The sequence below is a fragment of the Pantoea sp. B270 genome, from assembly GCF_018726825.1.
GTDB classification, from domain to species: domain Bacteria; phylum Pseudomonadota; class Gammaproteobacteria; order Enterobacterales; family Enterobacteriaceae; genus Pantoea; species Pantoea dispersa.
Genome location: NZ_JAHCSX010000001.1, coordinates 1558250 through 1576323, shown reverse-complemented (window position 1 = coordinate 1576323; position 18074 = coordinate 1558250). Strand labels below are relative to the sequence as shown.

The window sequence follows — 18074 nt, the reverse complement described above, 5'->3', positions numbered from 1 at the left end:
AGAAAATCTCACAATGAAACTGACTGCTTTAGCTTTACTGACAGGCGCTCTGATGGCTTTTGGCGTTAACGCAGCGGATGCACCGAAACAGCTGAACCTGGGAATTCTGGGCGGGCAGAACGCCACCCAGCAGATTGGCGATAACCAGTGTGTGAAAACCTTCTTCGACAAAGAGCTGGGCGTGGATACGCAGCTGCGCAACTCGTCTGACTATGCCGGCGTGATTCAGGGGCTGCTGGGCAACAAGATCGATATGGTGCTGAGCATGTCGCCGGCGTCTTATGCCTCGGTCTATCTGCAAAACCCGAAGGCCGTGGATATCGTCGGTATCGTGGTGGACGACAAAGATGGCTCGAAAGGCTACCACTCGGTGGTGATCGTCAAAGCCGACAGCCCGTATAAGAAGCTGGATGATCTGAAAGGTAAATCGTTTGGCATGGCCGATCCGGATTCCACCTCCGGCTTCCTGATGCCGAATCAGGCCTTTAAGAAAGAGTTTGGCGGTACGGTGGATGATAAGTACAACAACACCTTCTCCAGCGTGACGTTTTCCGGTGGTCACGAGCAGGACATCCTCGGCGTGCTGAACGGCCAGTTCGACGGCGCGGTGACCTGGACGTCGCTGATTGGCGATTACAACAGTGGCTATACCTCGGGGGCCTTTGGTCGTCTGATTCGTATGGATCACCCGGATCTGATGAAGCAGATCCGCATCATCTGGCAGTCGCCGCTGATTCCTAACGGCCCGATTCTGGTGAGTAATAACCTGCCCGCTGACTTCAAAGCGAAAGTGGTGGCCGCGATCAAAAAGCTGGATAAAGAAGATCACAGCTGCTTTGTTAAAGCGGTGGGCGGTGCCCAGCACATCGGCGCCGCCAGCGTCGCGGATTACCAGAATATCATCGATATGAAGCGCGACCTGATGAAGGGTGCACGCGGGTAACGAGCGGGTGGCTTTGTGCGGTATTTCCCTCACCCCAGCCCTCTCCCGGGGGGAGAGGGGGCCGCACGAGCTACCGGACAATTCCCTCGCCGCTGGCGGGAGAGGGGCCGCACGAGCCTGCATCATTCTGCCGGACAATTCCCTCTCCCGCTGGCGGGAGAGGGTTAGGGTGAGGGCAATCCCTCGCCATCAACAAAGGATCTCTCCCTTGACCGATTTCGAACACTACTACCAACGTATCCGCCGCCAGCAAAAGCGCGACACGCTGCTGTGGTCGCTGCTGCTGGTGGCGCTTTATCTCGCGGCCGGCAACGTGGCGGAATTCAACCTGGTCACGGTCTGGCAATCGCTGCCCCACTTCTTTGATTACATCGGCGCGACGCTGCCGGTGCTGCACCTGCCGCTGCTGTTCGCGGACGTCAAAACCGAAGGTTCGCTGGCTTACTGGGGCTATCGCCTGCACTTTCAGCTGCCGCTGATCTGGGAAACCCTGCAGCTGGCGCTGTCCTCCACCCTGATTGCAGTGCTGATAGCCGCCGTGCTGGCGTTTTTCGCCGCCGATAACACCCAGACGCCGCGCAGCCTGCGCATGGCGATTCGCGCCTTTGTTGCCTTCCTGCGCACCATGCCGGAGCTGGCATGGGCGGTAATGTTCGTGATGGCGTTCGGCATCGGTGCCATCCCCGGCTTTCTGGCGCTGGCGCTGCACACCATCGGCAGTCTGACCAAACTGTTCTACGAATCGATTGAGAGCGCCTCCGATAAACCGGTGCGCGGTCTCGCCGCCTGTGGTGCCAGCAAGCTGCAGCGTATGCGCTTCGCCTTCTGGCCGCAGGTGAAACCGACCTTTCTCTCCTACAGCTTTATGCGGCTGGAAATTAACTTCCGCTCCTCCACCATCCTCGGGCTGGTGGGCGCCGGCGGCATCGGTCAGGAGCTGATGACCAACATCAAACTGGATCGCTACGATCAGGTCAGCATGACGCTGCTGCTGATCATCGTGGTGGTGTCGCTGCTGGATACGCTATCCGGCTGGCTGCGCCGCCGTGTGGTAGAAGGAGACTTAAAATGATCGCCTTAGCGCCCGACGTGGCGAAACTGAAACAGCAGCATGCTGCACTGTTTGCCGCGCAAAACCGTTATCTGCGGCGCATCGCGCTGATTGCACTGGCGCTGGTGCTCTACTATCTGTTCTTCTTCAGCGTGTTCGGCATCGACTGGCAGCGCTTTGTCATCGGCTGCCAGCAGCTCGGACGCTATTTCCTGCGCATGTTCGTCTGGCAGGATTTCGTCAACTGGCCGTTTGGCTACTATTTCTCGCAGGTCGGCATCACGCTGGCTATCGTGTTTGCCGGCACGCTCACCGCCACCGTCATCGCGCTGCCGGTCTCCTTTCTGGCGGCGCGCAATGTGATGCACGATCCGATGACGCGGCCAATATCGCTGCTGGTGCGCCGGCTGCTGGATGTGCTGCGCGGCATCGACATGGCCATCTGGGGATTGATCTTCGTGCGGGCGGTAGGCATGGGGCCGCTGGCCGGGGTGCTGGCGATTGTGATGCAGGACATCGGCCTGCTGGGCAAGCTGTATGCCGAAGGGCATGAAGCGGTTGAACGCTCACCCAGTCGCGGCCTGAGCGCAGTGGGGGCCAACAGCCTGCAAAAACACCGTTACGGCATTTTTACCCAATCGTTTCCCACCTTTCTCGCGCTGAGTCTGTATCAGATTGAGTCCAACACCCGCTCGGCCGCGGTGCTCGGCTTTGTCGGCGCCGGTGGCGTCGGGCTGGTCTACGCCGAAAACATGCGCCTTTGGAACTGGGATGTGGTGATGTTCCTCACCGTGATTCTGGTGGTAGTCGTGATGGTGATGGACGCCATCTCCAGCCGGCTGCGTAAACGCTACATCACCGGGAAAGGGGTGCCGCTGTGGCAGCCTGCCGCGCGCGACTGAGCCGTTCACTGCGCTGCCAGGCGCGCTCCAGCGCCTGCACCAGCTGCGCCTGCTGCCAGGGTTTCGCCAGCCGTTCACACAGCGGTAGCGTCACCGGCGTCTGGCGCAGATCCTGACCGCTGATCAGCAGGGTGGCCAGTTGTGGCCACTGCTGCTGCGCCTGACGAATCACATCCGCACCGTTCAGGGCACCCGGCAGCATCAGGTCACTGATCAGCAGATCGATATCCGGCGTCTGGCGCAGCAGCGTCAACGCGCTCTCGCCGTCAGCACACTCCAGCGTCAGATAACCCAGCTGATGCAGATGTTCGCACAGCGTCTGGCGCACCGCCGGCTCGTCATCCAGCACCAGTATCAGGCGATCGCGGCTGGCGCGCGGCGTCAGCACCGGCGCGCTCACCAGCGGCTGCGCGGCTTCCGGCGCGCGCGGCAGCAGCAGACGCACCGTGGTGCCCTGGCCCGGCGCGGTCTCCAGTTCGATCTGTCCGCCGGACTGGCGCACAAATCCGTACACCATCGACAGCCCCAGCCCGCTGCCGCTGCCGGTGGCTTTGGTGGTAAAGAAGGGTTCAAACACCTGTTCCCGCACCTCGGCGGACATGCCGCAGCCGTGGTCAATCACTTCAATGGTGACGCGGTCGCGCTTGCCATCAGCCTCCTGAATTCGCTGATTCCAGATGCGCAGGCGGATCTCGCCGCTCTGGCGCTCCATGGCATCGCGCGCGTTCACCACCAGATTCATCAGGGCGTTCTCCAGCTGACCGGCATCAATCCACGCCGGCCAGCCGGGGCGCTGCGCATCCACCACCAGATGCTGGCCGGGCAGCAGGGAGTGCTGCAGCAGCGACTGCAGGTTTTCCACCAGCTCCACCACCGCAACGGCACGCGGATAAAGCGCCTGCTTGCGTGAGAAGGCCAGCAGACGCTGCGTCAGCTGAGCGGCACGATCGGCGGCCAGCCGCGCGCGCTCAATGCGGCTGGCCAGCGTGCCGGGCGGTAGCTGATCGACGGTCAGCGCCAGGCTGCCGATGATCACCGCCAGCAAATTATTGAAATCGTGCGCCAGGCCGCCAGTCAGCTGACCGACCGCTTTCATCTTCTGGCTGTGCAGCAGTGCCGCTTCCAGCGCCTTACGCGAGGTGCGCTCCAGCACTGTGTTGACCATGCCGCGCCGCGGCACCGGGCTGAAGCGCAGTTCCAGCGTGCGGCCATCCGGCAACCTGACTTCCTGCGCGTCGTGCAGGCTGCTGAGCTGCACATCGACGCGATCGAGCAAACGCTGATAGTGCATGCCGCGATGCAGCTCGCGCGGCGCGAAGCCCAGCAGTTCGGCGTACTGCGCGTTCCACACCACCAGCTGACCGCTGTTATCAAACAGCGCGAAGCCGTCGCGCATGGCGAGGAAGGTCGATTCCAGCTGGTTGCTTTTCTCTTTCAGCAGCTGCGAGGTGTGCGCCAGCGAAGCGGTGTTGCGGGCGAACACGTTAAAGGCGCGCGCCAGATCGCCCAGCTCATCGCGCCTTGCCAGGCCGGGCACGCTGACGCTTTTCTCCCCCTGCGCCAGCCGCGTCATGGCGTGCGCGATGGCGGTAAGGCTGGAGCCAAGATTGCGGTAGATGTAGTAACCGGCGTAACCGGTAATCAGCAGCGCCAGTAGCATAAACAGACCGATGAAACCGATGATTGAATCCAGTTCCTGATGGGCGGTGGCGCTGCGCGCATCGCTCTGCTGCGCTACCAGCTGAACGTAGTGGGTGATGTCTTCGTTGAGCATCGCCACCAGCGCCTTGATGCGATACGTGGCGTAGGCGATGGCGATGTCACTCTGCTCCAGCTGACCGGCCACCGGCAGCAGCTGCTGGCTGGTGCTGACCAGCCGCGCGCGCTGCATCGCCAGCACGCCCTGCAGCGGCAGCGCAGACCAGATCGGTAGCACGCTGTTGAGCTGTTGCACTGCGGCCTGCGGCGTGGCGGACTGAATTGCCACGGTTAACAGCGCGGCCGTCTGCTGGCGCAGCGGCAGAAACGCATCGTCGCTGGCCAGCAGGTCGATACGGTTGAGCAGCAGCTGCGCCTGCCACAGGCCGCTGAGCATCACGTTACGCTGTAAATGGCGCTGATGCCCCTCCAGCAGCAGCTGGCTGATGCTTTGCTCCAGCATCTGGCTGCGCTCGCGGATGCGTGCCAGCAGCGCCGGCTGCTGTGCGGCCAGCGGCGCGCTGGCCAGCTGACTCAGCGACTGCTGCAGCGCCTGCTGGGTCTGTTGCAGACGCGCCGATTCGCTCTGGTATTCGAGCGCGCCCACCACCTGCGCCAGCCGCACCGCGGCGATGGCAACATTGGCCGTATCACGCGCCAGCGCCAGGCTGCCGTTCATATCGGCCAGCGTTTGTGCCTGCGCCTGCTCCTGAATGTGACCGGCGTGGCGAAAACCGAAAATAGCCACCAGGCTCACCGCCAGCGTAACGCTCACCACCAGCAGGTTAAACATCAGCAGGCGCCCGCGCGCGCCGGCGTGCCAGTGCAGACTGTGACTCATTGCTGCCGCTCCTTACCGCTCAACTCCGGCGAGTATAGAAGCGCGGCCGGAGCGCAATATGACAAATATGAACGGCGTCTGACATTTTCCATTTATCTGGCGTTGCTTAACTCGCGGCTATCCACTGGCAGCAGGAGCCTGAAGATGGCGGCGACACCGATATTAGAAATGCGGGCAATTACCCGGCGCTTCGGCAGCTTCTATGCGCTGAAAGGCGTCGACCTGACGGTCTGGCCGGGTGAAGTGCACGCGCTGATGGGCGAAAACGGTGCCGGTAAAAGTACCTTAATGAAGATTCTGGCCGGCGCGTATACCGCCAGCAGCGGGGAAATTCTTATCGATGGTCAACCCTACGCCATCAGGGGCCCGAAAGAGGCGCTGGCGGCAGGGATCACCCTGATTTATCAGGAAATCAACCTGGCACCGAATCTGACGGTGGCGGAAAACATCTTTCTCGGCAGTGAGATTTCCCGTGGCGGGCTGGTGAAGCGTCGCCAGATGGCGGAAGAAGCGCAGCAGGTGATTAACCGCCTTGGCGCGCAGTTCAGCGCCACCGATCTGGTGAGCCGCCTGAGCATCGCCGAGCAGCAGCAGGTGGAAATTGCCCGCGCGCTGCATCGCAACAGCCGCATCCTGGTGATGGACGAACCCACCGCAGCGCTCTCGAATCGCGAAACCGAACAGCTGTTTGCGCTGATCAAACGCCTGCGCAGCGAAGGCATGGCGATCATCTACATCAGCCACCGCATGGCAGAAGTGTATGAACTCTCCGATCGCGTCAGCGTGCTGCGCGACGGCCAGTACGTTGGCAGCCTGACGCGCGAACAGCTGAACGCCAGCGAACTGGTGCGCATGATGGTTGGCCGTCCGCTCAGCGATCTGTTCAACAAAGACCGCGTCATTACCTTCGGCGAAATCCGCCTGGCGGTAAATCATCTGACCGACAACCGCAAAGTGCATCCCAGCAGCCTGGCGGTCCGTGCCGGGGAGATTGTCGGGCTAGCCGGGCTGGTCGGCGCCGGCCGCAGCGAGCTGGCGCAGCTGATTTTTGGCGTGCATCAGCCAGCCGGCGGGGAAATCTGGATCGACGGGGAAAAAGTGCAGATTCACTCGCCGCGAGACGCCATTGCGCGCGGCATCGGTTTCCTGACCGAAAACCGCAAAGAGCAGGGGCTGTTTCTGGAACTGGCGGCGCAGGAAAACATCGTGATGGCCACACTTGAGCGTGATGCCAGCTACGGCCTGCTTAACCGGCGCAAAGGGCAGAAAATCGCCAGCGAGGCGATTCAATCGCTGAATATCCGCGTGCCGCACGCCCAGGTGCGCGCTGGCGGTTTATCCGGCGGCAACCAGCAGAAGCTGCTGATTTCGCGCTGGGTATCGATAGCGCCGCGCATCCTGATTCTGGATGAGCCGACGCGCGGCGTAGATGTCGGCGCCAAGAGTGAAATCTACCGCATGATGAACCAGATGGCGCAGCAGGGCGTGGCGATTTTGATGATCTCCAGCGAGCTGCCGGAAGTGGTGGGCATGAGCGACCGGGTGTACGTGATGCGCGAAGGCACCATCGCCGGCGAGCTGAGCGGCGAGCAGATTAGCCAGGAAAACATAATGACACTGGCCACCGGCGCGCAGCCGGTCCAGGCCTGAGGAGACGGGAATGACCAGTGAAACCGCACGCGTAAAAAGTCCAACGCTAAAACGTGCGTTGATGAGTGACCTGCTGCAAACCGTGGGTATCTTGCCGATTCTGATCCTGATCGTGGCGGTATTTGGCTTTGTCGCCCCGAACTTTTTTACCGAAGCTAACCTGCTGAATATCACGCGTCAGGCCTCCATCAACATTGTGCTGGCGGCGGGCATGACGTTTGTCATTCTCACCGGCGGTATTGACCTGTCGGTTGGCTCAATGCTGGGCACCACGGCGGTGGTGGCGATGGTGGTGTCGCTCGATCCGGCGTTTGCCGGGCTGACCATCCCCGCCGCGCTCGGAGCCGGGCTGATCATGGGGCTGTTCAACGGCATTCTGGTCGCCTGGGCGGGCCTGCCGCCGTTTATCGTCACGCTGGGCACCTATACCGCGCTGCGCGGGGCGGCCTATCTGCTGGCTAACGGCACCACGGTGATTAACTCGGATATCAACTTTGAGTGGATAGGCAACGGTTATCTCGGCCCGATCCCGTGGCTGATTATCATTGCCTTTGCGGTGATTGCGCTGTGCTGGTTTATTTTGCGCCGCACCACGCTTGGCGTGCATATCTATGCGGTGGGCGGCAACATGCAGGCAGCGCGCCTGACCGGTATTAAAGTCGGCGCGGTACTGGTGTTCGTCTACGCCATGAGCGGCCTGCTGTCCGGGCTGGGTGGCCTGATGAGCGCATCGCGTTTGTACAGCGCTAACGGCAACCTCGGCGTGGGCTATGAGCTGGACGCGATCGCCGCGGTGATTCTGGGCGGGACCAGCTTTGTCGGCGGCATTGGCACCATTACCGGCACGCTGATTGGCGCGCTGATTATCGCCACGCTGAACAACGGCATGACGCTGATGGGCGTGTCGTACTTCTGGCAGCTGGTGATTAAGGGCGGGGTGATCATCATTGCGGTGCTGATCGATAAGTACCGTACGCGGCATCACGTGGGGTGAGGGGCGGCCGCTGGCTTTGGCCCTCACCCCAACCCTCTCCCGCTTGCGGGAGAGGGGGCTGTCCGGAGAGAAGAGGTAACTAACGTGCTTCACCTGAACACCACGCAGAACGGTTCCCTCTCCTGCTTGCGGGAGAGGGGGCTGTCCGGAGAGAAGATTTAGAAAAAAAGTGCTTCACCTGAACACCATGCTGAACGGTTCACTCTTCCGCGGGCGGGAGAGGGCCAGGGTGAGGGCAAAGGCAATCAGGGCATAAAACCAAAAAAGCAGGAGAACATCGACTATGCGTTTTAATCCGATTATCACCGGACTGCTGGCCGCGACGCTGTTCAGTGCGCCATTTGTGCAGGCCAAAGAACTGAAATCCATCGGCGTGACGGTGGGCGATCTGGCTAACCCGTTCTTCGTCCAGATCACCAAAGGGGCGGAGCTCAAGGCGCGTCAGCTGGCGGGCGATAAGGTCAACGTGACGCTGGTCTCCAGCGGCTATGATCTTGGCCAGCAGGTAGCGCAGATTGACAACTTCATTGCCGCTAAAGTGGACATGATCATCCTCAACGCCGCCGACTCCAAAGGCATCGCGCCGGCGGTGAAGCGTGCGCGTGATGCCGGCATCGTGGTAGTGGCGGTGGACGTGGCTGCGGACGGTGCCAATGCCACCATCACCTCTGACAACACCCAGGCCGGGGCCATGGCCTGTAAATACATCTCCGACCGCCTGAAAGCCAAAGGCAACGTGGTCATCATCAACGGACCACCGGTGTCAGCGGTGCAGAACCGCGTGGAAGGCTGCATGAATGAGCTGAAAACCCACCCGGATATCAAACTGCTCTCTTACAACCAGAACGCCAAAGGCAGTCGCGAAGGCGGACTGGAAGTGATGACCGGCCTGCTGTCGGCCAATCCGAAGATTGATGCCGTGTTCGCCATCAACGATCCTACCGCTATCGGTGCCGATCTGGCGGCGAAGCAGGCGCAGCGTAGCGAATTCTTTATCGTCGGCGTCGATGGATCGCCAGACGGCGAAGAGGCGCTGAAGCGCAAAGGCTCGCTGTTTGTCGCGACACCTGCCCAGGATCCGCAGGTGATGGCGGCCAAAGCGGTTGAGATTGGCTATGACATCCTGCAGGGCAAGCCAGCGCCGGATAAGCCGGTGCTGATTCCGGTAACGCTGATCGATCGTAACAATGTCAGCAGCTACAAAGGCTGGACGGTGAAATAAGCCACACGGGCGTCGCGATGCACACTGCGCGCCGCGACGCCCGCCGGAGACGCAGCTATGCAACGTTCCGAAGTTAACGCGATTTTGCAACTGACCCGTGAATTCTTTCTGCGGCAGGATGTGCATCTGCCGCCGTGGGCCGATTACGGTCTCAGCCAGTGGCGCGCGCTGGACACCTCAGCCGCTGCCGAACTACTGGCGCTGCACCTCGGCTGGGATGTCACCAGTTTTGGTGCCGATGATTTCAGCCAGACCGGCCTGACGCTGTTTACCCTGCGCAACGGTTCACGCGGTGGACAACCGTGGGGCAAACCGTATGCGGAGAAGATCATGCACGTGCGCGAAGGGCAGGTGACGCCGATGCATTATCATCCGCAAAAAATGGAAGACATTATCAACCGCGGCGGTGGCAACCTGATTGTCACGCTGCACAATCGCGACGGCGATCGGCTGGCGGATTCGCCGGTACAGGTCACGCTGGATGGCATCTGCCAGACCCATGCCGCCGGTTCCCAACTGCGGCTGTCACCCGGCGAGAGCGTCACGTTACTGCCCGGTGTCTGGCACAGCTTCTGGGGCGAAACCGGCTACGGCGATGTGCTGGTGGGCGAAGTCTCCATGCCCAATGACGATGAGCACGACAACGTCTTTCTTACCCCGCTGGCGCGCTTTAATCCGATTGATGAGGATGAAGCGCCGCGCTGGCTGCTGTGTAACGAATATCACCGCTGGCTGGCATAACAGGAGTGTTCCATGGCACTGATCTCTCTGGCGCAGGGCCTCGCCCATGCGCAGCAGCACGGTTACGCGCTCGGCGCGTTCAACGTTCTCGACACCCACTTTCTGCGCGCGCTGTTCCATGCGGCGGAGCAGCAGCGTTCGCCGTTTATCATCAACATTGCCGAGGTGCATTTTAAATACGTCAGCCTGGAACCGCTGATCGCCGCTATCCGTGCCGAAGCGGCGCTGCACGCCATCCCGGTGGTGCTCAACCTCGATCACGGCCTGCATTTTGATGCGGTGATGCGGGCAATTCGCCTCGGCTTCACCTCGGTAATGTTCGATGGTTCAACCCTGAGCTATGACGAGAACATTCGCCAGACGCGGGAAGTGGTGAAGATGTGCCACGCGCTGGGCATTTCGGTCGAGGCTGAGCTGGGCGCCGTGGGCGGCGATGAGGGGGGCGCGCTGTTTGGTGAAGCGGACAGCAATAAATTCACCGACCCGGCGCTGGCGGCGGAATTTGTCCAGGCAACCGGCATCGACTGCCTCGCAGTGGCCATCGGCAACGCGCACGGCAAATACAAAGGCGAGCCAAAGCTGGATTTTGACCGTCTGGCGGCGATTCGCGCAGCGGCCGGCATTCCGCTGGTGCTGCACGGTGGTTCCGGCATCAGCGACGCCGATTTCCGCCGCGCCATCAGCCTCGGCATCCACAAAATCAACTTCTACACCGGTATGTCGCAGGCGGCGCTCGGGGCGATTGAAACGCAAATCACCCAGCGCGACGCGCGCTACGACTCGTTCGCCGAACTGTTAATGGCGGTTGAACGCGACATCGCCAGCGTTGTGGCCCAGCAGATGCAGGTGTTTGGCAGCGCCGGGAGGGCCTGACATGGCAGCACGCAACGGCATTCTGGCGGCGGGTAATATGCTGGTGGATCACGTGCAGCGCATCAGCCACTGGCCAGAACAGGGCTGGCTGGCCGAGATTAGCCACAGCGAGAAATGCAGCGGCGGTGCGGCACTGAATGTGCTGTTTACCCTGGCGCGCATGCAGGTCGATCTGCCGCTGGCCGCCGTGGGGATGCTGGGCGAGGACAGCGACGGCGATTACCTGCTGCAGCTGCTGGATGAACATCATGTGGATCGTCAGCACGTACAGCGTACCGGTGCGGCAGCCACGGCGATGACGCAGGTGATGACCGCGCCGGACGGTCAGCGCACCTTTTTTCACGCGCGCGGGGCTAATGCGCAGCTCGATGTGGCGCACTTCGCTCACCTCGCCACCGCGCACCGCATCTTCCACCTCGGCTATCTGCTGTTACTGGATAAGCTCGACCAGCCCGATGCGCAGTACGGTACCCGCAGCGCCCGGCTGCTGGCGGAGATGCAGCAGCGCGGTTATCTCACTTCGCTCGATCTGGTTTCGCGCGCCGGCGAGTATCAGGCGCTGGTGAAGCCGGCACTGCGCTGGCTCGATTATCTGGTGATTAACGAACTGGAAGCGCAGGCGCTCACCGGCATCGAGCTGCGCAGCAGTGGTACGCTGGCGTCACCGGCGGCGTTTGCTGCGGCGGCACGCTGGCTGCTGGCGCAGGGTGTGCGCCAGCGCGTGGTGATTCATGCACCGGAAGGCGCCTGGGGCCAGCAGCCCGAGGGCGACGGCCTGTGGCAGCCCGCCTGGTGCTTAGCGGCAGAGGAGATTGTTGGCAGCGTCGGGGCGGGCGATGCCTTCTGCGCCGGCGTGCTGTACGCCAGCCATCAAAACTACAGCCTGCAGCAGACGTTAAAGCTGGCCCATACCTGCGCCAGCTTTAATCTGCATGCGGCCAACGCGCTGGACGGCATCCGGCCACTGAGCGAGATGCAGCGCTGGATGGATCAGGCGATTTGCGTTTCGCGCGCCGCGGCGGACGGACGCATCACATCGGCGGAAAAAACATAGCCCAGTCCGCGAATGGTGCGGATCAGGATCGGCTGATGCGGATTAGCCTCGATTTTGCGTCTGAGGCGCATAATCAGCACATCAATGGTGCGATCGAACACGTCGAGGCTCTCGCTGTGGGTCAGCTCCAGCAGCTGGTCGCGCGTCAGGACTTTACGCGCGTGGCCGACCAGCGCGCGCAGCAGACTGTATTCGCCCTGAGTGAGCGGCACGCTTTCACGCTTTGGATTGAACAGCTGACAACGCACATCATCCAGCCGCCAGCCATTAAACTGCCAGCCCTCATCAATCACCGTTTCCGGCTGCGCCAGTCGCCCGCAGCGGCGTAGCGCCGCACGGGCCCGCGCCACCACCACGCGGGGATTAAAGGGTTTGGCGATATAGTCGTCGGCACCCATCTCCAGTCCAACCACCATATCGGCTTCCGATCCCATGCCGGTCAGCATGATCACCAGCAGTTCAGGGCGCTGACGCTGCATCTGCTGTAATACCAGCAGGCCGTTGGTATCGGGCAGCATCATATCCAGCATCACCAGGGAGATTTCCGGATGCTGCGCCAGCAGCGCCAGGGCGTCGCGCCCCTGATGACAGCTATAAACGGTAAACACATGTTCGCTCAGCACATCGTGCAGCAATTCGCAGATGGCACGATCATCATCAACGACCAGAATCGCGGGCTTCATTGCACTGCCTCTTTTGTTGCGAAAGGGTTAAACGCAGTGTAACCCGGCGTTTTTAAGCTGCTGAAACGCGCAGCAGAAACGTGAGCGCCATCGCCTGGCAGAGTGTGAAAGCGTGCGTTACCGCAATATTTCACCCCCGGCTGCGCACGGCGGGAAAACGTTTGCGCGCAGGTGGTGCAATGCACCATAATCGCGCCTCGTTCTGGTTCAGAATTTTCTTAGCCGCAACGGCACGCTGAAACGGAAACGATTGCGTCAGGGAGTGGCATAGCAATTGCTATGTGGACAGGGGATAGCACACGACGTTCTGCTGCCAGCGGTGGCAAAACGTCGGCATAAAAAAATAATTTTCCTCACTTTTTCCGCGTCAGCTTAGCCATCACGCGCGGAATAGCGGGAAAACGCCTTGGCAAGAGAGAGCAGGCCTGCGGGCCGTCTCCGCTGATGAGAGATGATGATGTTAGAAAAACTTTTTAAGTTAAAAGCTCACCACACCACGGTGCGCACCGAAATCATTGCCGGTATCACGACCTTTCTGGCAATGGCCTACATCCTGTTTGTGAACCCCAGCATCCTCGGGGCGACCGGTATGGATAAAGGCTCGGTGTTTGTTGCCACCTGTCTGGCCGCGGCCATCGGTTCGATTCTGATGGGCCTGATCGCTAACTATCCGATCGCGCTGGCACCGGGCATGGGCCTGAACGCCTTCTTCACCTACACCGTGGTGCTGCATATGGGCTACACCTGGCAGATCGCGCTGGGTGCGGTGTTCCTTTCGGCGGTGATCTTCTTTGCGCTGTCGATTTTTAAAATTCGCGAATGGATTATCGCCAGCATTCCGCTGCCGCTGCGTGCCGGGATTGCAGCAGGCATTGGCCTGTTCCTCGCACTGATTGCGCTGGAAGGAGCGGGCATCGTGGTGGATAACCCGGCTACGCTGGTCGGTCTGGGCGACCTGACCAAACCGGGTCCGCTGCTGGCGCTGCTTGGCTTCTTTATCATTGTGGTGCTGGAAGCGCGTCGCGTGACCGGAGCCGTACTGATCGGCATTCTGGTTGTTACCTTTATCTCGATGGGCATTGGCCTGACGCCGTTCGCGGGCGTGTTCTCTGCGCCGCCGTCGATTGCGCCGACCTTTATGCAGCTGGATATCGCCGGCGCGTTCAACGTTGGCCTGGTGAGCGTGATCTTTGCGTTCCTGTTTGTCGATGTGTTTGATAACACCGGCACGCTGCTGGGCGTGACGAAACGCGCCGGTCTGGCCGATGAGCAGGGCAACGTGCCGAAAATGGGCCGTGCGCTGATCGCCGATAGCGCCGCTGCGCTGTTCGGTTCACTGCTGGGTACCTCAACCACCACCAGCTATGTGGAGTCCGCTGCGGGCGTCAGCGCCGGCGGTCGTACCGGTCTGACGGCGATTGTGGTCGCCATTCTGTTCCTGCTCAGCCTGTTCTTCTCGCCACTGGCGGGTAGCGTGCCGGTCTACGCCACGGCGCCAGCGCTGCTGTTCGTCGCGGTGCTGATGGCTTCCGGTCTGGCAGAAATTGACTGGAAAGATGTCACCACGGCGGCACCGGTCACCGTGACCGCGCTGACCATGCCGCTGACTTACTCGATCGCCAACGGTATCGCCTTTGGTTTTATTACCTGGACGGTGGTGAAACTGCTGAGTGGCCGCACCAAAGAGGTCAATGCGGCGCTGGTGATTCTGTCGATTCTGTTTGTGATTAAACTCGGCTGGCTGAGTGCCTGATGCTGTATAACGGAAGCCCGCCCGGGCTTCCGTGTAAGTTGTTACATTCGCGCAATCATTGTTTGCGTGATGTCTCGCAATTCCTGCCCGTCCCCACTTTTCTCTTTCAGGCCTGTTGTTTACTGTCTCTCCGTAAATTCTGCCATGCGCAAATTTTTTGCCTGCAGTGGCGGGATCGTGGAATGTTTAATCGCTGCCGCTCTGCTTAAATAGCGGTGTAGTGAGGCGATGACACAAGGTTGCTGAAGAAGGACAAGATAATGGATTATCCCGTTTGCACGCTGCCGCATCGGTTGCCGCCTCGCCTTCTGGCGTTAAGAAATCAGGGAGCACCGCTAATGGTACGATTAACCCAACACGTGGAACAGCTGGCGAACACCACTCAGCTGTTACAGCAGGATATCGCGGTCCTGACCGCGCGTTTTGAAAATTTTGCCACCAGAGCGGACGTGGAACGCGTGCGTACCGAACAGGGGCTGATGTGCAATCAACTGATGAATGAGATCGGTCAGGTGGAGAAGCGTATCGATAAAAAGTTCGAACGGTTAAATGACAGACTGATCTGGACCCTCATGTTGCCGGCTATCCTCGCCGTACTGGCATGGTTTGTAAAAGTGGCGGTGCTGAAAATTTAAGGTTGCCAGCAGAAATCCGGCCCGTCCATGGGCCGGAACAGCGGATTTAGCGGAAGGGCGGTTCGTTGAAGGTGCGTAGTTTCCTGGAGTGCAGTTTGTCACCCTCGGCGCGCAGCAGCTCAACGGCGCAGATGCCAATCTGCAGATGTTCCGAGATCGCGCCCTCATAAAAACGGTTGGCCTGGCCGGGCAGCTTGATTTCACCGTGCAGCGGTTTATCCGAGACGCACAGCAGGGTGCCGTACGGTACGCGGAAACGATAGCCCTGTGCGGCAATGGTGGCGCTCTCCATATCCACCGCCACCGCGCGGCTCAGGTTGAAGCGTAACGCAGATGCGGAGTAGCGCAGCTCCCAGTTGCGGTCGTCCGTGGTGACAACCGTACCGGTGCGCAGGCGCTGCTTCACCTCTTCGCCGGGCATACCGCTGACCGCTTTGGTGGCGTCGTATAGGGCACGCTGCACCTCCGCAATGCTCGGGATCGGGATATCCGGCGGTAATACGCTGTCCAGCACGTGGTCGTCACGCAGATAGGCGTGCGCCAGCACGTAATCGCCGATGCTCTGGCTTTCACGCAGGCCACCGCAGTGACCAATCATCAGCCACGCATGTGGGCGCACCACCGCGAGGTGGTCGCAGATGGTTTTGGCGTTCGACGGGCCGACGCCAATATTCACCAGCGTGATGCCGCGACGATTGGGCGAGGTTAAATGCCAGGCGGGCATCTGATGCTTCTTCCACGCCAGATCCGACATCATCGCCGTTGGGTCCTGCGTTTCCGCCGTGATCACCACATCGCCGGCGCAGGCGAGACTGTCGTATGGCGTGCTGGGGTCCTGCACCTGCTCAATCGCCCAGCGCACAAACTCATCGACGTAGCGCGTGTAGTTGGTGAACAGCACAAACGGCTGGAAGTGTTCTACCGCGGTGCCGGTGTAGTGACGCAGGCGCGCCAGGGAGAAATCGGTGCGCAGCGCGTCGAAATGCGACAGCGGGAACAGCGCGTCGGCGTTGAACAGGCCATCAGCGGTTTCATCGCCAATCTGCGACAGCTCGGTCGTCGGGAAATGGCGCGCAATACTGGCGCTCATGGAGCGGTCCAGCGACAGGTCGGAGCCATCAATCACATAGGGATAAGGGATTTCCTGCTGTGACGGACACACTTCAATCAGCACGTCGTACTCTTTTTCGATCATCTGCAGCTGTTCGCTGAGATAGTGACGCAGCAGCGCCGGGCGCGTGATGGTCGTGCTGTAGCGGCCGGTGTGGGTAAAACGTCCCCAGGCGCGGGTGCGATTTTGCTGCGGGCCTTCACCCTGCCAGGTGATGCGCAGCTCCGGATAGACAAACAGCCCCTGCTGGCGCAGCCCGGCGTCCGGCAGTGTGCCGCTGGCGGTAAACGTGCGAATGGCGTTGCGCAGCGCTTCAACCGCGTCGTCATACAGACGCTCCAGTTGATCCAGCGCCTGTTCGGTGGTCAATCCGTTCCGTTGCGTATTCATAGATTCTCCTTCAGCAATTTGGACCGATTTGACCAGAGCATAGCGGATAAACCTCTCATCACGATGAAGAATCTGTGATCGACCGCATTCTGCACCATCACGGTGCTGGTAGGCGGCAAAAGGCTGGCTATGTTTATCAGGTGCAGGGAGGCCACATCGCACGTTTTCCGCCCGGCTGCGATGCCGCTGCAAAAAAATTGTCACCGATTGTCTTCTCTGGCGAGCTTTTTGCTTAAATTTCAACCGTGGTCGCGCTGACCACACTGCTCTCGAAGTGTTTCAGATTGATTTCTCCCAGGCCGTGGTATGGCTCCGTTCCTGACCCGTTGAGGATTGAAAGCATGTCTTTGAAATTCATAAAACACCCATTGAAGGTGGTGATGGCAGGTTGTTTAAGCATGGCGTTCTACGCGCAGGCTGATATAACGATTGGCGTGGCCGGTCCGTTTACCGGACCGAATGCCACCTACGGTACGCAATACTGGAAGGGTGCCAGCCAGGCCGCGGCGGACATTAACGCGGCGGGCGGCATAAACGGTGAAAAAATTGTGCTGGTGCAGGGCGATGACGCCTGCGAACCCAAGCAGGCGGTGGCCGTTGCCAACCGGCTGGTGGATCAGGACAAAGTGATGGCGGTGGTGGGCCATTTCTGCTCATCCTCGACCATGCCCGCCTCCGAGGTGTACGACGAGGCGGGCGTACTGGCGATTACGCCCGGTTCAACCAATCCACAAATCACCGAGCGCGGCATGAAAACCCTGTTCCGCATGTGCGGGCGGGATGACCAGCAGGGGACAATTGCCGCTAACTATATTCTCGATACGCTGAAAGCGAAGAAAGTGGCGGTGATCCACGACAAAGACACCTACGGTCAGGGGCTGGCCGATGCCACCAAAGCGGCGCTGGAGAAGCGCGGTGTGAAAGAGGTGCTGTATGAAGGGCTGTCGCGCGGTGAAAAAGACTTCAACGCGCTGGTCACCAAAATCGGCGCGGTGAAACCGGATGTGGTCTATTTCGGTGGCTGCCATCCGGAGGCCGGTCCGCTGGTGCGGCAGATGCGTGAGCAGGGCGTCAATGCGGCTTTCTTCTCCGGCGACTGCATCGTGACGGAAGAACTGGTGACTGCCGCCGGCGGTCCGCAGTTCACTAAAGGCGTGTACATGACCTTCGGCAATGACCCGCGCACCATCGCGGATGGCAAAGCGGTGATTGAAAAATTCCGCGCCAGCGGTTTTGAGCCGGAAGGGTATACGCTGTACGCCTACGCCTCCATTCAGGCTCTGGCCGCCGCCTACAAAGCGGCAGGTAAAGACAATGCCAAAGCCAGCGACTGGCTGAAGGCCAACAGCGTTGACACCGTGATGGGCAAGAAGGCGTGGGACGAAAAAGGCGACCTTAAAGTCTCGGATTACGTGGTCTATCAGTGGGATGACAAAGGCAAATATCACCAGCTGTAATTCGCTCTGCGGCCCCGCGCGCAGCGGGGCCGTTCGCATCTGAGCGTGTCCTGTGCACGCCTTCCACCTGCGAGAG

The 18074-nt window shown here is 60.4% G+C and carries 16 protein-coding genes; 13 read left to right on the top strand and 3 right to left on the bottom strand.

Annotated features, from left to right (window positions below):
• Window positions 1-13: 13 nt before the first annotated feature.
• The 3 genes from phnD (at window position 14) to phnE (KOL70_RS07650) (ending at window position 2896) form a co-directional block, all read left to right on the top strand.
• Window positions 14-943 (top strand): phosphonate ABC transporter substrate-binding protein, encoded by a 930-nt coding sequence (phnD, locus tag KOL70_RS07660; protein ID WP_058771122.1) that lies wholly within the window; start codon window positions 14-16, stop codon window positions 941-943.
• 208 nt (window positions 944-1151) lie between these two features.
• Window positions 1152-2015, top strand: a complete 864-nt coding sequence (phnE, locus tag KOL70_RS07655) for a phosphonate ABC transporter, permease protein PhnE (RefSeq protein ID WP_215480472.1) — start codon at window positions 1152-1154, stop codon at window positions 2013-2015.
• Window positions 2012-2896 (top strand): phosphonate ABC transporter, permease protein PhnE, encoded by an 885-nt coding sequence (gene phnE / locus KOL70_RS07650; protein WP_215480471.1) that lies wholly within the window; start codon window positions 2012-2014, stop codon window positions 2894-2896. The genes phnE (KOL70_RS07655) and phnE (KOL70_RS07650) overlap by 4 nt, the downstream gene beginning before the upstream one ends.
• Here phnE (KOL70_RS07650) and KOL70_RS07645 read toward each other — a convergent pair.
• Window positions 2850-5435: an ATP-binding protein gene (locus KOL70_RS07645; protein ID WP_215480470.1), complete on the bottom strand. Its 2586-nt coding sequence runs from the start codon at window positions 5433-5435 to the stop codon at window positions 2850-2852. The genes phnE (KOL70_RS07650) and KOL70_RS07645 overlap by 47 nt on opposite strands.
• Before the next feature lie 144 nt (window positions 5436-5579).
• Here KOL70_RS07645 and KOL70_RS07640 point away from each other — a divergent pair, with 144 nt between their 5' ends.
• The 6 genes from KOL70_RS07640 (at window position 5580) to KOL70_RS07615 (ending at window position 11969) form a co-directional block, all read left to right on the top strand.
• On the top strand, window positions 5580-7085 hold the full coding sequence (locus KOL70_RS07640) for a sugar ABC transporter ATP-binding protein (protein WP_215480469.1): 1506 nt from the start codon (window positions 5580-5582) through the stop codon (window positions 7083-7085).
• A gap of 10 nt (window positions 7086-7095) precedes the next feature.
• Window positions 7096-8079, top strand: a complete 984-nt coding sequence (locus KOL70_RS07635) for a COG4158 family protein (RefSeq protein WP_021509811.1) — start codon at window positions 7096-7098, stop codon at window positions 8077-8079.
• A 283-nt stretch (window positions 8080-8362) separates the two neighbouring features.
• Window positions 8363-9301, top strand: a complete 939-nt coding sequence (locus tag KOL70_RS07630) for an ABC transporter substrate-binding protein (protein ID WP_058757358.1) — start codon at window positions 8363-8365, stop codon at window positions 9299-9301.
• 57 nt (window positions 9302-9358) lie between these two features.
• Window positions 9359-10042: a D-lyxose/D-mannose family sugar isomerase gene (locus KOL70_RS07625; protein ID WP_021509813.1), complete on the top strand. Its 684-nt coding sequence runs from the start codon at window positions 9359-9361 to the stop codon at window positions 10040-10042.
• A gap of 12 nt (window positions 10043-10054) precedes the next feature.
• The gene (locus KOL70_RS07620) at window positions 10055-10915 is read left to right on the top strand and encodes a ketose 1,6-bisphosphate aldolase (RefSeq protein WP_215480468.1); all 861 of its coding nucleotides are present in this window, start codon (window positions 10055-10057) and stop codon (window positions 10913-10915) included.
• Between the two features lies 1 nt (window position 10916).
• The gene (locus KOL70_RS07615) at window positions 10917-11969 is read left to right on the top strand and encodes a carbohydrate kinase family protein (RefSeq protein ID WP_215480467.1); all 1053 of its coding nucleotides are present in this window, start codon (window positions 10917-10919) and stop codon (window positions 11967-11969) included.
• Here the strand turns inward: KOL70_RS07615 and KOL70_RS07610 are convergent.
• Window positions 11906-12652: a response regulator gene (locus tag KOL70_RS07610; RefSeq protein ID WP_215480466.1), complete on the bottom strand. Its 747-nt coding sequence runs from the start codon at window positions 12650-12652 to the stop codon at window positions 11906-11908. The genes KOL70_RS07615 and KOL70_RS07610 overlap by 64 nt on opposite strands.
• Before the next feature lie 454 nt (window positions 12653-13106).
• Between KOL70_RS07610 and KOL70_RS07605 the strand changes: the two genes are divergently transcribed.
• Both KOL70_RS07605 and KOL70_RS07600 read left to right on the top strand, forming a co-directional pair.
• Window positions 13107-14405: an NCS2 family permease gene (locus KOL70_RS07605; RefSeq protein ID WP_021509817.1), complete on the top strand. Its 1299-nt coding sequence runs from the start codon at window positions 13107-13109 to the stop codon at window positions 14403-14405.
• Between the two features lie 338 nt (window positions 14406-14743).
• Window positions 14744-15040, top strand: a complete 297-nt coding sequence (locus KOL70_RS07600) for a hypothetical protein (RefSeq protein WP_215480465.1) — start codon at window positions 14744-14746, stop codon at window positions 15038-15040.
• 46 nt (window positions 15041-15086) lie between these two features.
• Here the strand turns inward: KOL70_RS07600 and KOL70_RS07595 are convergent, their stop codons facing one another.
• On the bottom strand, window positions 15087-16541 hold the full coding sequence (locus KOL70_RS07595; protein WP_215480464.1) for an AMP nucleosidase: 1455 nt from the start codon (window positions 16539-16541) through the stop codon (window positions 15087-15089).
• 74 nt (window positions 16542-16615) lie between these two features.
• On the opposite strand from KOL70_RS07595, the gene KOL70_RS07590 reads away from it, so the two are divergent.
• Together KOL70_RS07590 and KOL70_RS07585 are read left to right on the top strand one after the other, a co-directional pair.
• The gene (locus KOL70_RS07590) at window positions 16616-16777 is read left to right on the top strand and encodes a hypothetical protein (protein ID WP_155519940.1); all 162 of its coding nucleotides are present in this window, start codon (window positions 16616-16618) and stop codon (window positions 16775-16777) included.
• A gap of 162 nt (window positions 16778-16939) precedes the next feature.
• Complete coding sequence (locus KOL70_RS07585) at window positions 16940-17998, top strand: branched-chain amino acid ABC transporter substrate-binding protein (protein WP_215480949.1); 1059 nt, start codon at window positions 16940-16942, stop codon at window positions 17996-17998.
• Window positions 17999-18074: the final 76 nt, after the last annotated feature.

Coding starts and splice junctions, on each gene's coding strand:
- phnD (WP_058771122.1), top strand. CDS start 14: ATGAAACTGACTGCTTTAGCTTTACTGACAGGCGCTCTGATGGCTTTT.
- phnE (WP_215480471.1), top strand. CDS start 2,012: ATGATCGCCTTAGCGCCCGACGTGGCGAAACTGAAACAGCAGCATGCT.
- KOL70_RS07645 (WP_215480470.1), bottom strand. CDS start 5,435: ATGAGTCACAGTCTGCACTGGCACGCCGGCGCGCGCGGGCGCCTGCTG.
- KOL70_RS07640 (WP_215480469.1), top strand. CDS start 5,580: ATGGCGGCGACACCGATATTAGAAATGCGGGCAATTACCCGGCGCTTC.
- KOL70_RS07635 (WP_021509811.1), top strand. CDS start 7,096: ATGACCAGTGAAACCGCACGCGTAAAAAGTCCAACGCTAAAACGTGCG.
- KOL70_RS07630 (WP_058757358.1), top strand. CDS start 8,363: ATGCGTTTTAATCCGATTATCACCGGACTGCTGGCCGCGACGCTGTTC.
- KOL70_RS07625 (WP_021509813.1), top strand. CDS start 9,359: ATGCAACGTTCCGAAGTTAACGCGATTTTGCAACTGACCCGTGAATTC.
- KOL70_RS07620 (WP_215480468.1), top strand. CDS start 10,055: ATGGCACTGATCTCTCTGGCGCAGGGCCTCGCCCATGCGCAGCAGCAC.
- KOL70_RS07615 (WP_215480467.1), top strand. CDS start 10,917: ATGGCAGCACGCAACGGCATTCTGGCGGCGGGTAATATGCTGGTGGAT.
- KOL70_RS07610 (WP_215480466.1), bottom strand. CDS start 12,652: ATGAAGCCCGCGATTCTGGTCGTTGATGATGATCGTGCCATCTGCGAA.
- KOL70_RS07605 (WP_021509817.1), top strand. CDS start 13,107: ATGATGTTAGAAAAACTTTTTAAGTTAAAAGCTCACCACACCACGGTG.
- KOL70_RS07600 (WP_215480465.1), top strand. CDS start 14,744: ATGGTACGATTAACCCAACACGTGGAACAGCTGGCGAACACCACTCAG.
- KOL70_RS07595 (WP_215480464.1), bottom strand. CDS start 16,541: ATGAATACGCAACGGAACGGATTGACCACCGAACAGGCGCTGGATCAA.
- KOL70_RS07585 (WP_215480949.1), top strand. CDS start 16,940: ATGGCGTTCTACGCGCAGGCTGATATAACGATTGGCGTGGCCGGTCCG.